This is a genomic window from Azospirillum formosense (assembly GCF_040500525.1).
GTDB classification, from domain to species: Bacteria; Pseudomonadota; Alphaproteobacteria; order Azospirillales; family Azospirillaceae; genus Azospirillum; species Azospirillum formosense_A.
In genome coordinates this window covers 513,426-526,367 of record NZ_CP159403.1, presented here as the reverse complement: position 1 = coordinate 526,367, position 12,942 = coordinate 513,426, and the positions used below count along the sequence as shown (strand labels likewise).

General features: G+C 68.9%; 11 protein-coding genes. 5 read left to right on the top strand and 6 right to left on the bottom strand.

The genetic code is table 11. The features are described 5' to 3' along the window. Positions 1 to 193 precede the first annotated feature (193 nt). Positions 194 to 1,717 carry a S41 family peptidase gene (locus tag ABVN73_RS15510; RefSeq protein WP_353860533.1) on the top strand — a complete coding sequence of 508 codons (1,524 nt, stop codon included), beginning with the start codon at positions 194 to 196 and terminating at the stop codon, positions 1,715 to 1,717. Positions 1,718 to 1,845: 128 nt separating this feature from the next. After that, positions 1,846 to 2,013, top strand: a complete 168-nt coding sequence (gene rpmG / locus ABVN73_RS15505; protein ID WP_012974790.1) for a 50S ribosomal protein L33 — start codon at positions 1,846 to 1,848, stop codon at positions 2,011 to 2,013. Positions 2,014 to 2,134: 121 nt separating this feature from the next. Here rpmG and ABVN73_RS15500 read toward each other — a convergent pair whose 3' ends face one another. From ABVN73_RS15500 to ABVN73_RS15480, 5 genes are all read right to left on the bottom strand, one after another. Continuing rightward, positions 2,135 to 3,532: a PleD family two-component system response regulator gene (locus ABVN73_RS15500; RefSeq protein WP_353860532.1), complete on the bottom strand. Its 1,398-nt coding sequence runs from the start codon at positions 3,530 to 3,532 to the stop codon at positions 2,135 to 2,137. 27 nt (positions 3,533 to 3,559) lie between these two features. Further along, positions 3,560 to 3,937, bottom strand: coding sequence for a response regulator (locus ABVN73_RS15495; RefSeq protein ID WP_353860531.1), 378 nt, complete (start codon positions 3,935 to 3,937; stop codon positions 3,560 to 3,562). 186 nt (positions 3,938 to 4,123) lie between these two features. Continuing rightward, positions 4,124 to 5,803 carry an ATP-binding protein gene (locus ABVN73_RS15490; protein ID WP_353860530.1) on the bottom strand — a complete coding sequence of 560 codons (1,680 nt, stop codon included), beginning with the start codon at positions 5,801 to 5,803 and terminating at the stop codon, positions 4,124 to 4,126. Between the two features lie 177 nt (positions 5,804 to 5,980). Further along, positions 5,981 to 6,787 carry a GGDEF domain-containing protein gene (locus tag ABVN73_RS15485; protein WP_353860529.1) on the bottom strand — a complete coding sequence of 269 codons (807 nt, stop codon included), beginning with the start codon at positions 6,785 to 6,787 and terminating at the stop codon, positions 5,981 to 5,983. 261 nt (positions 6,788 to 7,048) lie between these two features. Continuing rightward, positions 7,049 to 8,035, bottom strand: a complete 987-nt coding sequence (locus tag ABVN73_RS15480) for a D-glycerate dehydrogenase (protein ID WP_353860528.1) — start codon at positions 8,033 to 8,035, stop codon at positions 7,049 to 7,051. A gap of 105 nt (positions 8,036 to 8,140) precedes the next feature. Between ABVN73_RS15480 and ABVN73_RS15475 the strand changes: the two genes are divergently transcribed. Beyond that, on the top strand, positions 8,141 to 9,019 hold the full coding sequence (locus ABVN73_RS15475) for a cell envelope integrity EipB family protein (RefSeq protein ID WP_353860527.1): 879 nt from the start codon (positions 8,141 to 8,143) through the stop codon (positions 9,017 to 9,019). A gap of 147 nt (positions 9,020 to 9,166) precedes the next feature. Beyond that, positions 9,167 to 9,394: a hypothetical protein gene (locus ABVN73_RS15470; protein ID WP_353860526.1), complete on the top strand. Its 228-nt coding sequence runs from the start codon at positions 9,167 to 9,169 to the stop codon at positions 9,392 to 9,394. 114 nt (positions 9,395 to 9,508) lie between these two features. On the opposite strand, the gene aspS is transcribed toward ABVN73_RS15470, so the two are convergent. Next, positions 9,509 to 11,338 carry an aspartate--tRNA ligase gene (gene aspS, locus ABVN73_RS15465; RefSeq protein WP_035676653.1) on the bottom strand — a complete coding sequence of 610 codons (1,830 nt, stop codon included), beginning with the start codon at positions 11,336 to 11,338 and terminating at the stop codon, positions 9,509 to 9,511. A 166-nt stretch (positions 11,339 to 11,504) separates the two neighbouring features. Between aspS and rnd the strand changes: the two genes are divergently transcribed. Then, positions 11,505 to 12,671: a ribonuclease D gene (rnd, locus tag ABVN73_RS15460; protein WP_353860525.1), complete on the top strand. Its 1,167-nt coding sequence runs from the start codon at positions 11,505 to 11,507 to the stop codon at positions 12,669 to 12,671. The last annotated feature ends 271 nt before the right edge of the window (positions 12,672 to 12,942 follow it).

Here is a 12,942-nt window from a genome sequence, read left to right as displayed (position 1 = left end):
GACAAAGAGTCCTGCCCCCGACTTTTGTCCCGCCAGCCCTCATTTCTGAAGTGCTATTCCTTATCCGTTCGAATCCGGTGGGCAACCATCCGGGTCCGCCTGTGGGAAAGGAGGCCGCGTACGGCGCGCCATGGGCATACGGAAACGAGGATTTTCGCCGCGCGGGCGTCTGTCGGTCCCGCTCGCGGCCGCCATGCTCGCTGTGGGCCTCGGAAGCCTCGGCGGGACGCTGCCCCGTCCGGCCGCAGCCGCGACCGAAGCCGCCTTCATCAGCGAGCAGGTCTTTGCCGTCGCGTACGGCAAGATCGCCGAGGTGTATCTTCAGCAGGTTGATTTCGGCCGCCTCGGGCTGGACGGGCTGAAGGGGCTCGCGACCATCGATCCGACCGCCCGCGCCGAGCGCCAGGGCAACACCGTACGTCTGTACGTCTCCGGAAGCGTGATCGGCGAATACGCCGCCCCCTCCCTGTCCGACGCCGCCGGCTGGGCCGCCCTGACCACCAAGGCGGTGGAGCGCGCCCGCCTCTATTCTCCCACGCTCTATCAGGCGGTGCCGGAGCGGGTTTATCAGGTCGTCCTCGATTCCGTGATGTCGGACCTCGACGGCTATTCCCGCTACACCGGCACCCAGCGCGCCACCAGCGAGCGCGCCCAGCGCGAAGGCTACGGCGGCATCGGCCTGTCGCTGGAGACGGCGAACGGGCGCACCCTGATCCGCAACGTGCTGGCGCGCAGCCCGGCCGACCGCGCCGGCATCCGCAGCGGCGACCAGCTTCTGGCGATCGACGGCGACCTGACCGCCCGCCTCAGCGAGTCGGACATGCGCGACCGTTTGCGCGGCCCGACCGGGACGATGGTCCTGCTGACCGTGGCGCGCGACAACAACCCGCCGCGCCGCGCCCCGCTCCGGCGCGAGCGCGTGGTTCCCAACACCGTGAATTCCAGCGTCTCCGAGCAGGTCGGCGTGCTGAAGGTGGACCGCTTCAACGCCTCCACCGCCTCCAACCTGCGCGACGCCGTCCTGTCCACGCGGCAAAGCGTGGGCAAGGGCCTGCGCGGCTTCGTGCTCGACCTGCGCGGCAACCCCGGCGGCCTGCTCGACCAGGCGGTCGCCGTGGCCGACCTGTTCATCGCCCAGGGCAAGATCATCACGACCGAGGGCCGCCACCCCGACAGCCGCCAGCGCTTCGAGGCCGGGCCCGACGACATCGCCGACGGCCTGCCCCTGGTTGTGCTGGTCGACGGACGCTCCGCCTCCTCCGCCGAAGTGGTGGCCGCCGCCCTCCAGGATTCGGGGCGGGCGGTGGTGGTCGGCGCCTCCTCCTACGGCAAGGGCAGCGTCCAGACGGTGACCCGCCTGCCCAACGACGGCGAGCTGTTCCTGACCTGGAGCCGCATCTACACGCCCGCCGGCTACACCCTGCATCGCCAGGGCGTGCAGCCGACGGTCTGCACCAGCCGCACCGGCCAGGACGATCCCGTCGCCCTGCTGTCCGATCTGCGCGACGGCCGGGCACGCCCGATGACCCAGTTCGCCGGGTGGCGCGCCCGCGCCGCCGACGACGAGGAGGCGCTGGCCCGCCTGCGCGAAGCCTGCCCCTGGAAGGAACATGAACCGGAGCTGGACGTGAAGGTGGCGCTGCGCCTCCTCGCCGAACCGGCGCTTTACCAGCGCGCGGTCGCTCTCTCCTCCACCAACACCGTGGCGGAGCGCTGACCCCCTTGCGGGGCGGGCGCGAGGCCACTACTAGCCCTTGACATCGCGGCTGCAGCGGGTATCTTCCCCCGCTACGACGCCGCCCCGCCGGGCTGGCGGGTCACGGATTTTTAGTCGGGATTGAGATCATGGCGAAGCAGAACACCGTCCTCATCAAGCTGGTGAGCACGGCCGACACCGGCTTCTTCTACGTGAAGAAGAAGAACCCGAAGAAGACCACCGAGAAGCTGTCGTTCCGCAAGTACGACCCGGTGGCTCGCAAGCACGTCGAGTTCAAGGAAGCCAAGATCAAGTAAGGTTTCCCCGGGACCGCCGGAATCAGAAAGGCCGCCGTTCGGCGGCCTTTTGCTTGTCCGGAGAGTCCCTGGTTCGGCTGCGGCCAGCCCGACGTCCCGGCGGGGATCGGCCCGAACCCCGTCAGGGCGCCTGCAGGGCGTTGGCGCGAGGGTCGGCGACGCTGCGGTTGCGCCCGGCCCGCTTGGCCTCGTAGAGCGCCTCGTCGGCCCGGCGGATCAGCCCTTCGGCGGTGTCGCCGAGCCGGCCTCCAGCCGCGACGCCGATGGACACCGTGACCGGGATTTCGCCGGCGTCGGCGCTCACCTTGAACGGCGTGTCGGCGATGCGCGTGCGCAGCCGCTCCGCCACCGTCAAGGCGGCCTCGGCGTCGGTGTCCGGGAGGATCACCACGAACTCCTCACCGCCGAGCCGCGCCACCAGATCGAAGGTGCGCAGGTTGCGGCTGGCGCGGTTGGAGACCTCCTTCAGCACCTCGTCGCCCACGGTGTGGCCGTAGCTGTCGTTGACGACCTTGAAATGGTCGATGTCGAACAGCAGAACCGCCACCGGCTTGTGGTTGTCGATCGCCCGCTCCAGCAGCCGCGGCAGGTGGGCGTTGATGTAGCGGCGGTTGAAGACCCCCGTCAGGCTGTCGGTCAGGGCCATGGACAGGCTCTGCTCGTAGTTCGCGCGCAGCCGCTCCTGGTAGCGCTTGCGGCGGATCTGCGTGCGGGCGCGGGCGAGCAGCTCGTTCCGGTCGATCGGCTTGATGACGTAGTCGTTGGCGCCCAGTTCCAAGCCCTTGGCGACGCGGTTCAGGTCACCCTCGTCCACCACCAGCAGGATCGGCACCTGCCGCGTGCGCTCGTGCGAGCGCAGCTGGGAACACAGGCGCAGACCGTCCTCGTTCATCAGGGTCAGGCTGATCACCACGAGGTCCAGATCGTCGCCCAGCGCCCGCTCCAGCGCCGTGGCGCAGGTTTCGGCGGACATGACGTGACCATGATCGCGCTGCAGCGTCTCGGCGATCTTGGCCAGATCGAGCCGCGAATCCTCCAGAACCAGGATGCGGGCGCCCTCGAAGGATTCGCTGCGCAGCGTGCCGGTCGGCTCCAGCACCCCGAACTGGCCGGAGGTGGTCTCGCGCAGCCGCCATTCGTCCATCATCATCTTCAGGCGGACCAGCGAGCGTACCCGCGCGAACAGGGCCACGTCGTTGACCGGCTTGGTCAGGAAGTCGTCAGCCCCGGCCTCCAGCCCGCGCACACGGTCGGCGCCGTCGGACAGGGCGGTGACCATCACCACCGGGATGTGCATGGTCGCGGGGTCGGAGCGGATCTTCTCGCACACCTCGAACCCGTCCATGCCCGGCATCATGACGTCGAGCAGAACAATGTCCGGCGATTCGCGGCGGACCACCTCCAGCGCCTCGGGGCCATTGCTGGCGGTGATGACGTTGAAATACTCGCGCGTCAGCTTCGCCGCGAGCAGCTTCACGTTCGGAAGGACATCGTCGACGACGAGGACGCGAGCGGACATGGAACGTGCGACCGATCCCGTAAAAGGTTAACGAAGGAACTTCTGGACGGCTTGGAGGAACTTGGACACCGAGATCGGCTTGGCGATGTAGTCCTCGCAGCCGCCCTCCCGGATCTTTTCCTCATCCCCCTTCATCGCGAAGGCGGTCACCGCGATGATCGGAATGCTCGCCAGTTCCGGATCGTCCTTGATCCAGCGCGTGACCTCCAGCCCCGACACCTCCGGCAGCTGGATGTCCATGAGGATCAGGTCCGGCCGATGCTCCCGCGCGATGGACAGGGCATCCATCCCGTTGCGGGTCTGGAGCGTCGCGTAGCCGTGCGCTTCCAGCAGGTCGTGGAAGAGCTTCATGTTCAGCTCGTTGTCCTCGACGATCAGGACACGCTTCACGGTTCGGTCGTCCATCGGCGCCTTCTTGGGGCTGTTCGGTTCCGCGGGCGTCGTGCGACCCGCGCTCCTGCTTGCAGCGACCACACCCGGAGAGACCGGTATATCCCGTTCACTGTCCCGCCGCGACGGTTAAATTGTCGTTAGCAAAGCCCCGGACGGCCCACCGGAGCCCGAGAAGTCCTGACGATTCCACGGATTGCGTCATGCGATCACCCGCTCCGGCGGGAAATGCAGCTCGATCCGGGTGCCCTGCCCCGGGCTGCTGGCGAGGGCCAGCCGCCCGCCGTGGGCCTCCACCAGGGACCGCACGATGGGCAGGCCCAGCCCGGTTCCGCCGCCGCCGCGGATGCGTTCCCCCGGCACCTGCCGGAAGGGCTCCAGGACGATGGCATGGTGCTCCTCCGGAATGCCGATTCCGGTGTCGATCACCGCGATGCACAGCCCGGCCCCGGGCCTCTCCCCCGTGCGCGTCACGTCGATGGTGACGCGCCCGCCCTCCGGGGTGAACTTGACGGCGTTGGACAGCAGGTTCAGGAGAATCTGGCGCAGCGAACGCCGGTCGGCACGCAGGCGCGGCAGCGGCCGGGGGAACAGCGCGTCGAAGGTCAGCCCGGCCGACGCCAGCGTCAGTTCCTGGAGAGCGTAGACCTCGCCCACGAGGATGGCGACGTCCACGTCCTCGTCGTTCAGATCGACATGCCCGGCTTCGATCTTCGACAGGTCCAGCACATCGTTGATGAGTTCAAGGAGATGGGTGCCGGAGGCGCGGATGTTGCCGAGATAGTCGCGCTGCCGCTCGGTCAGTGGATCGGACCCGGGATGCAGCAGGAAATCCGAATAGCCGATGATGACGTTGAGCGGGGTGCGCAGCTCGTGGCTCATCCCCGTCAGGAAGTCGGACTTGGCCCGGCTCACCTCCGCCTGCCGCGCCGCGTGGGCGGCCCGGCGCTCACGCTCCACGGCGCGTTCGGCGGCGTCGAGCATCAGGCCGAGCGCGTCGGCGGCCATGGCCGCCAGCATCCGGACGGACGGCGGAACCGCGTGGGGCTGGCGGCGATGGCCGGAGATCACCCCCCACGGCTTGCCGCCCTGGACGATCGGCACGGTCAGGGCCGCACCGGCCCCCATGCGCCGCAGGAACTCCCGGCGGGCCGCGGGCGGGCTGCGCAGGTGCGCGTTGCCCAGATCGGGCGGCGGAACCGCCGCGTCGGCGCGCAGGAGAGGAACCGGCTCCGCCGCATGGTCAAGGACCACCCGCAACCGCGGGGTCCCGTCCGGGCCGCGGTCGAACACGCCCGCCGGCAGGGCCGCGCCGGGCCGGATCTCCAGGGCGGGGTGGCCCCAATCCGGGACCTCGTCCTTCGCCACCACCTCCCCGTTGCCGAAGTCGTCGAAGCGGCAGACAATCACCCGGTCCATGCCGGTGAGGCGACGGACGGTCTGGGCGGTGTGGGCCGCCAAGGCCTCCAGCCCCGCGGCCCCGCGCAGGGCCGCGATTCCCGGCAGAAGGCCGGCCGGCGGCGCCGTGGCGGGCCAATGCTCCGCCCCGGCGAGCGGCCGCTCCACCTCGAGGATCACCCGTCCGCCGTGCTCGTGGAGAAACGCCGGGAGCGGTCTTCCCGCCGGCGGGGTCACGGACGCGTGCAGCCCCGCAGGCCGCAGGTCCGGCGGCAGGGTGCGCAGCCGCGCCAGCAGATCCGCAAGCTCGGGAAGGGCGAGCGCTTCCACTCCGCGCCCCAGCAGCCGCTCCGGCACCAGGCCGAGGAACTCGACGGTGTTCGCGCTGCAGGCCAGGATCGTCCCGCCATCGCCGTCCAGCACCACCAGGGCGCCATGCGGCTGTATCCCCTCTGCGTCCTCCGCGGTCGGTCGGTCGGCCATGGCCAGGGACGAGGAACGGGAACGACGATCCGAAGACGTGTTCAGGGCAAGCACCTTTGCGACGGAAAGGTGCAGATGCTGCGGCGGGAGCGATCGCCCGGTCAAGCCCGGTCTGAGGGGTGCGACAGGCTGCCCCGATCCCGCCGTCCCGATTCCGCACCCGCGGCGGTTTCCGGATCAGCCGGTGATCCGCCGGTTTGCCGCGCGCTGTCCGGACGGGGTCCCGGCCTTGCGACCCGCGGGACGCGGGCGGCGTCCGGCCTTGTCGCGGTACATGCGGGTGTCGGCGAGGCGCACGACCTCCTCCTCCCGGTCGTCGGCGCCGTAGGGCTGCACCCCGAAGGAAAAGCGGACCGGCAGGTCGGCGTCGTTCCAGCGCACGCAGCGGCGGCCCGCCGCCGCCGCGATCTGCCGGGCGCGGAGGTCGCCGCAGGCCGCATCGGTCTTGGTCAGCAGCAGCGCGAACTCGTCGCCGCCCAGCCGGGCCACCACATCCTCCTCGCGGACCGATCCGACGAGCAACCGGGCGACCTGCCGCAGGTAGGCGTCGCCGGCCATGTGACCATGGGTGTCGTTGATCCGCTTGAAGCCGTCCAGATCGATGATGACCAGCACACCGCCGGCCGTTCCATTTCCCTTGCCCGCGTTCCCCTTGGCGCGCTGCCGCCGCGCGGCGGCGATCTCGCGCCGGAAGTGGCTGAAGAAGCCGCGGCGGTTCAGCAGGCCGGTCAGCTCGTCCGTCATGGACAGGCTTTCCAGATAGGCGATCCGGTCACGCTGTTCGGCGATGGTCGTGCGGGCCTCGGCGAGCTGGCGTTCCAGGGCCGATGCCTCGTGGGCCGCGGCCGCCGGATGGGCGATGCGGGGGCCGCGCAGGGTGGACATCCGCAGCAGCCGGTCATGGGTCCCGCGGTCGAAAGGCAGTCCGTCGTGATGGTCGGCGGCAACGGCGTCCGGGTCCTGGGTGTTCACGACGGCGCTCATGGGCTTTCTCCACATGATCGGCACTGGCTGCGCCAAAACCCAAGCAATCGCCGTGCCATATGAGGATTGCTTGAAGACTAGGCCTTTCGTCCCGGCAAATTCTGCCGGGCAAGGCCGCTCCCGGGCACAATTTGCCGGGGAGCAGGCTCGTTGCGGAAAATTTTATCTATTTTTGATTTATTTGCTCTTTTGAACGGTTTTCGGACGAACGGCCCGCCGGGCCCGCGACACCGGCTCCCGGCAGGCTTCTGCGCGACGACGTCACGCCACGCGGTCCGGCGGCGCCGACCCGGCGAAGACGGCGTCCAGGTTGTCGAGCGCCTTGAAGCCCATGGCGTTGCGGGTTTCCACCGTGGCGCTGCCCAGGTGAGGCAGCAGGAAGGCGTTCTCCAGCCCGCGGTAGCCGGCGTGCAGGTTCGGCTCGTTCTCGAACACATCCAGCCCCGCGGCGGCCAGACGCCCGCGGGCCAGGGCGGCGATCAGCGCCTCGTCGTCGACCACGGAGCCGCGGGCGGTGTTGACCACGATGGCCCCCGGCGGCAGGCGTTCGATCCGCTCCGCGTTCAGCCAGTGGGTGGTTTCCGGAGTCGCCGGGAAATGCAGCGACAGCACGTCGCAGACCGCCAGCATCGCCTCGGGATCGGCGTGGTAGATCGCGCCGGCCTCCTGCTCCGCGGGCAGGCGGCGCCGGTTGGAATAGTGGATGGCCATGCCGAAGGCCCGCGCCCGCTGCGCCACCGCCTGCCCGATTCGGCCCATGCCGATGATGCCCAGGCGCTTGCCGCCCAGATGGGTGCCGAGAAGCTGCGTCGGCGTCCAGCCGGTCCAGGCGCCGGCGCGGATCATCCGTTCGCCCTCCGAGGCGCGGCGCGCCGCGCCGAGCATGAGCAGCAGCGCGATGTCGGCGGTCGCGTCGGTCAGCACGTCCGGGGTGTTGGTGACGATCAGGCCGCGGGCCTTGGCCGCGTCGAGGTCGATGTGGTCGGTGCCGACGGAGAAGGTGGCGACAATCCGCACGGCCTCGGGCAGCGCCGCGATGGCCGCGGCGTCCAGCCGGTCGCCGGCGGTGCAGAGGATGCCCGCGGCGCCGGTCTCCGCCGCCAGCCTGGCGATGTCGGCGCCGGACAGCGCGCGGTCCTGCGGGTTCAGCCGGGCGTCGAAATCGCGCGCGGCGCGGGCCTCCACCGCCTCGGGCAGGCGCCGGGTCACCAGGAGGACGGGCCGTGATGCGGGGGTGTCGCTGCGCATGAATCTGTCCTCAGCCTTCCGTTTATTCCGGGGGTCGGGCCTTCCGCTCCGACGCCGAAACACCCATAATCCATCCGACGCTGCCAATCACCTGTGGATGTCGCTTTGCAGAACCGCCGCTCCGCCGCCCGCCTCGCCCTTTGCGCGACCTTCGGCGCGTTCCTGGTGTCCGTGACCGCCCTTCCCGCCGCCGGCCCGGCCCAGGCGGCTCCCGCCAACGCGGCCGGCGCGGCGGTGGGGGCGGCGGCCGGCGCGGCGGCGAACATCCTGCCGCACCGCGCCGTCTACAAGATGTCGCTGCTGTCCGCCCGCAACAGCTCCAAGGTCAGCGACGTGCGGGGCCGCATGCTGTTCGAATGGGCCGACGCCTGCGACGGCTGGACGACGGAGCAGCGCTTCCAACTGCGCTTCGTCTACGCCGAGGGCGACGAGATGGCGATGACCACCAATTACACGACGTGGGAGGCCAAGGACGGGCAGCGCTACCGCTTCAACGTCCGCAAGCTGATCAACGGCGAGGAGGACGAGGAGGTGCGCGGCGACGCCCGGCTGGCCAAGGACGGCTCCGGCACCGCCGCCTTCTCCAAGCCGGAGCCCCAGGATATGGAGCTGCCCCCCAACACCATGTTCCCGACCGCCCACACCCTGGCGGTGCTCGATCACGCCAGCTCCGGCGAGACCTTCTTCAACCGGGTCGTCTTCGACGGCGCCGATTCCGAAGGAGCGACCGAGGTGTCCACGGTCATCGGCACGGCGGTCCAGACCAAGGAGGACGGCGCCGACCCGCTGCTGAAGGGCAAGAAGGCGTGGCCGGTGCGCATGGCCTTCTTCCCGCTGAAGAGCGACTCGGCCCAGCCCGAGTATGAGATGAGTCTGCATCTGCTGCAGAACGGCGTCGCCGAATCCATGCAGATCGACTACGGCGATTTCACCGTGAACGCCATCCTGGAGAAGGTGGAGGCTCTGCCGAAGTCGGGTTGCTGACCGCCGGACGCAAAGGTCACAGCCTCTGCCGCAAATCGTTACAATTCAATTTGCCATATTTGGGCGAAACTGGCCTAAACTGTGCATGGTGTATCCGCGCCTCCATGGAGTCATGGTGTGCACCGACAGCAGGATAAGGGTTTCCCTATGGCCAAGAAGCAGGTTTTGGTGGGACAGGTGTTCCAGACCGTTGGAGCGACCAACGGGCGGTCCTGGCGCGTGCGGGAGACCGTGACCCTGTTCGGCATTCCGCATGCCCGCGTGGTCAGCACCGAGGACGAAGGCGACGCGAAGACGCTGAGCTGCCTCGTCCTGGTCGATTCCAACTATTATCGCATGATCGGATCGCCCCCGGCCGGCAACGTCGCCGCCTGACGCCGTCCCGATCCCCCGAACGGAAAAGCCCCCCGGCCTCGCGGACGGGGGGCTTTTCCGTTGGCCGCCCGACCCTCCCCGCCGAGGCGGGAAGGGAGGGACAAGGCCGGACCGTCAGGTGGCGGCCTTCGGCGTCTCGGCGGCGACCTTCGGCTTCGGCAGGTCCAGCTTCAGATGCAGCTCGCGCAGGCGCGCCTGGTCCACCGGGGCCGGGGCCTGCATCAGCAGGTCTTCCGCGCGCTGGTTCAGCGGGAAGGCGATGACCTCACGGATGTTCGGCTCGTCGGCCAGCAGCATCACGATGCGGTCGATGCCCGGGGCCGAACCGCCGTGCGGCGGGGCGCCCAGCTTGAAGGCGCTGAGCATGCCGCCGAAGCGGGCTTCCAACTCCTCCGGCGGGTAGCCGGCGATCTCGAACGCCTTGTACATCAGCTCCGGCAGATGGTTCCGGATGGCGCCCGACGACAGCTCCACGCCGTTGCAGACGATGTCGTACTGGTACGCCTTGATGTCCAGCGGGTTCATCGTGTTCAGCGCCTCCAGGCCGCCCTGCGGCATGGAGAAGGGGTTGTGGCTGAAGATGACCTTGTTGGTCTCCTCGTCCAGCTCGTACATCGGGAAGTCGACGATCCAGCAGAAGCGGAAGGCGTTCTTCTCGATCAGGTCCAGCTCCTCGCCGATCTTCGTGCGGGCGAAGCCGGCCAGCTTGGCCGCCGGGCCGGGCTGGTCGCAGACGAAGAAGACCGCGTCGCCGTCCTCCACGCCCGCCGCCGCGCGCAGTTCCGCCTGGGCGGCCTCCGGCACGAACTTGGCGATCGGGCCCTTGCCGCCCGCCGCCTCGAAGATGATGTAGCCGAGACCCGGAGCGCCGAGACCGCGCGCCCAGTCGTTCAGCTTGTCGAAGAAGCTGCGCGGCTTGTCGGACACCTTCGGGGCGCGGATGGCGCGGACCACGCCGCCCTTCTCAAGCGTCTGCTTGAAGGCGCGGAACTCCACGTCGTCGCGCTTGAAGACGGCGGTGACGTCGGTGATCTCCAGCGGGTTGCGCAGGTCCGGCTTGTCGTTGCCGTACTTCAGCATCGACTCCGCGAAGGAGATGCGGCGGAAGGGCGGCTTGTCGATGGCCGGCGGCGTCTCGCGGCGGAAGCCGCCGAACTCGTCGAAAATGCCGTGCAGCACCGGCTCGATGGCGGCGAACACATCCTCCTGGGTGACGAAGGACATCTCGAAGTCGAGCTGGTAGAACTCGCCCGGGCTGCGGTCGGCGCGGGCGTCCTCGTCACGGAAGCAGGGGGCGATCTGGAAATAGCGGTCGAAACCGGCGACCATCAGCAGCTGCTTGAACTGCTGCGGCGCCTGGGGGAGCGCGTAGAACTTGCCCGGATGGTTGCGGCTGGGCACCAGATAGTCGCGGGCACCCTCCGGCGAGGAGGCGGTCAGGATCGGCGTCTGGAACTCGGTGAAGCCCTGGTCGATCATGCGGCGGCGCGCAGACGCGATGACGCGCGAGCGCAGCAGGATGTTCTCGTGGATGCGCTCGCGGCGCAGGTCGAGGAAGCGGTAGCGCAGGCGCACGTCCTCGCCCGCGTCGGTGTCCTGGTTGACCTGCAGCGGAATCTGTTCCGCCTCGCCCTGCACCGACAGCTCGGCGATCTGCACCTCGATGCGGCCGGTCGGCAGACGGTCGTTGATGGTCTCCGCCGTGCGCTTGACCACCTTGCCGGTGACGGTGATGACCGATTCCAGCTTCAGCCGCTCCGCCGCCTGGAAGGCCGGGTTGGAGGTGTCGACCACGCACTGCGTCAGGCCGTAATGGTCGCGCAGGTCGATGAACAGGAGCTGTCCATGGTCGCGCTTGCGGTTGATCCAGCCCGACAGGCGGACAATCTGACCGGCGTTCTCTTCGCGAAGCTGGCCGCAGGTGTGCGTGCGGTAGGGGTGCATGGGTCGAAACACCTTGGAAAAGGTCGGAATCCTGCGCGGAAAGGCGGCCCGACACACCACACCGACAGCGCGGGAATGTCAAGTCGCCATCCGCGTCCGCTGCACGCTGGGAGAGTTGCCGAAGGGCGAGCTTTCGCGCGGTCGCGCGCTCGTGTATGAAGCGGCTATGACACTGATCACGACCACCGAAGACCTTGACGCCTTCTGCCGCTCGCTGGCCGGGGCGGAGTACATCACCGTCGACACCGAATTCCTGCGCGAGAAGACCTACTGGCCGCAGCTCTGCCTCGTGCAGGTCGGCGGGCCGAACGGCGCGGTCGCCATCGACCCGCTGGCCGAAGGGATCGACCTGGCGCCGCTGTTCCGCGTGATGGTGGACCCGGCCATCCTCAAGGTCTTCCACGCCGCCCGGCAGGACGTGGAGATCTTCTGGCATCTGTCCGGCCAGATCCCCCACCCGCTGTTCGACACCCAGGTCGCGGCCATGGTCTGCGGCTTCGGCGAGAGCGTCGGGTACGAGACGCTGGTCACCAAGCTGGCCGGGGCGCGCATCGACAAGTCCAGCCGCTTCACCGACTGGTCGCAGCGTCCGCTGACCGAGCGGCAGCTGACCTACGCGCTGTCCGACGTGATCCACCTGCGCCCGGCCTACGAGAAGCTGAAGCGCCGCCTCGTCCGCTCCGGCCGCGCCCATTGGCTGGAAGAGGAGATGGCCGTCCTGACCGACCCGGCCACCTACCAGGTGGACCCGGACAGCTCCTGGCTGCGGCTGAAGGTGCGGACGAACAAGCCGCGCTTCATGGCGGTTCTCAAGGAGATGGCGGCCTGGCGGGAGCGCGAGGCGCAGCGCCGCGACCTGCCCCGCTCGCGCGTGTTGCGCGACGAGGCGCTGCTGGAGATCGCCGCCCACGCCCCGACCAGCGTCGACGACCTCGCCCGCACGCGCGGCATGGGCCGCGGCTTCGCCGAGGGCCGGCAGGGCGCCGAGGTGCTGGCCTGCGTGCAGAAGGGGCTGGACCTGCCGGATTCCGAACTGCCGCGCGTCGAGCCGCGCGAGGAGCCGCCGCCCGGCCTGCAACCGATCGTTGAATTGTTGCGCGTCCTTCTGAAAATGAAGTGCGAGGAGAACAACGTGGCCTCCAAGTTGATCGCCTCCTCCGCCGACCTGGAGGCGATCGCCGCCGACGACGCGGCCCAAGTTCCGGCGATGCAGGGCTGGCGCCGGGAATTGTTCGGCGACGACGCGCTGGCGCTGAAGCACGGCCGCATCGGATTGGCGGTGCACGACCGCCGTGTCCGCATCGTTCCAGCCGGCAATGGAGAGGGGTCGTAAGCGGCCCCATCCAGAATCGTTCCAGAATGGCGCAAGAGTCGGTCCGCGACGTTACAGGTTCGGAGAGCGTCGCGACGTTTAGCCAAAATTATGAAACAATTCATCGCAATTAACAGCGCTTTAAGGCATTGTTAAAAAAACCATGGGCTAATAAGTCACGGGCTCCGTATCCATGCCGTGTGGCGGCACGGTGTGGTTCGCGGGGAAATTCTCGCCTTTAAGGTGCGCACAAGCCCTATGCGCACACCCGGGGGATTTCGCGTATGAGCAG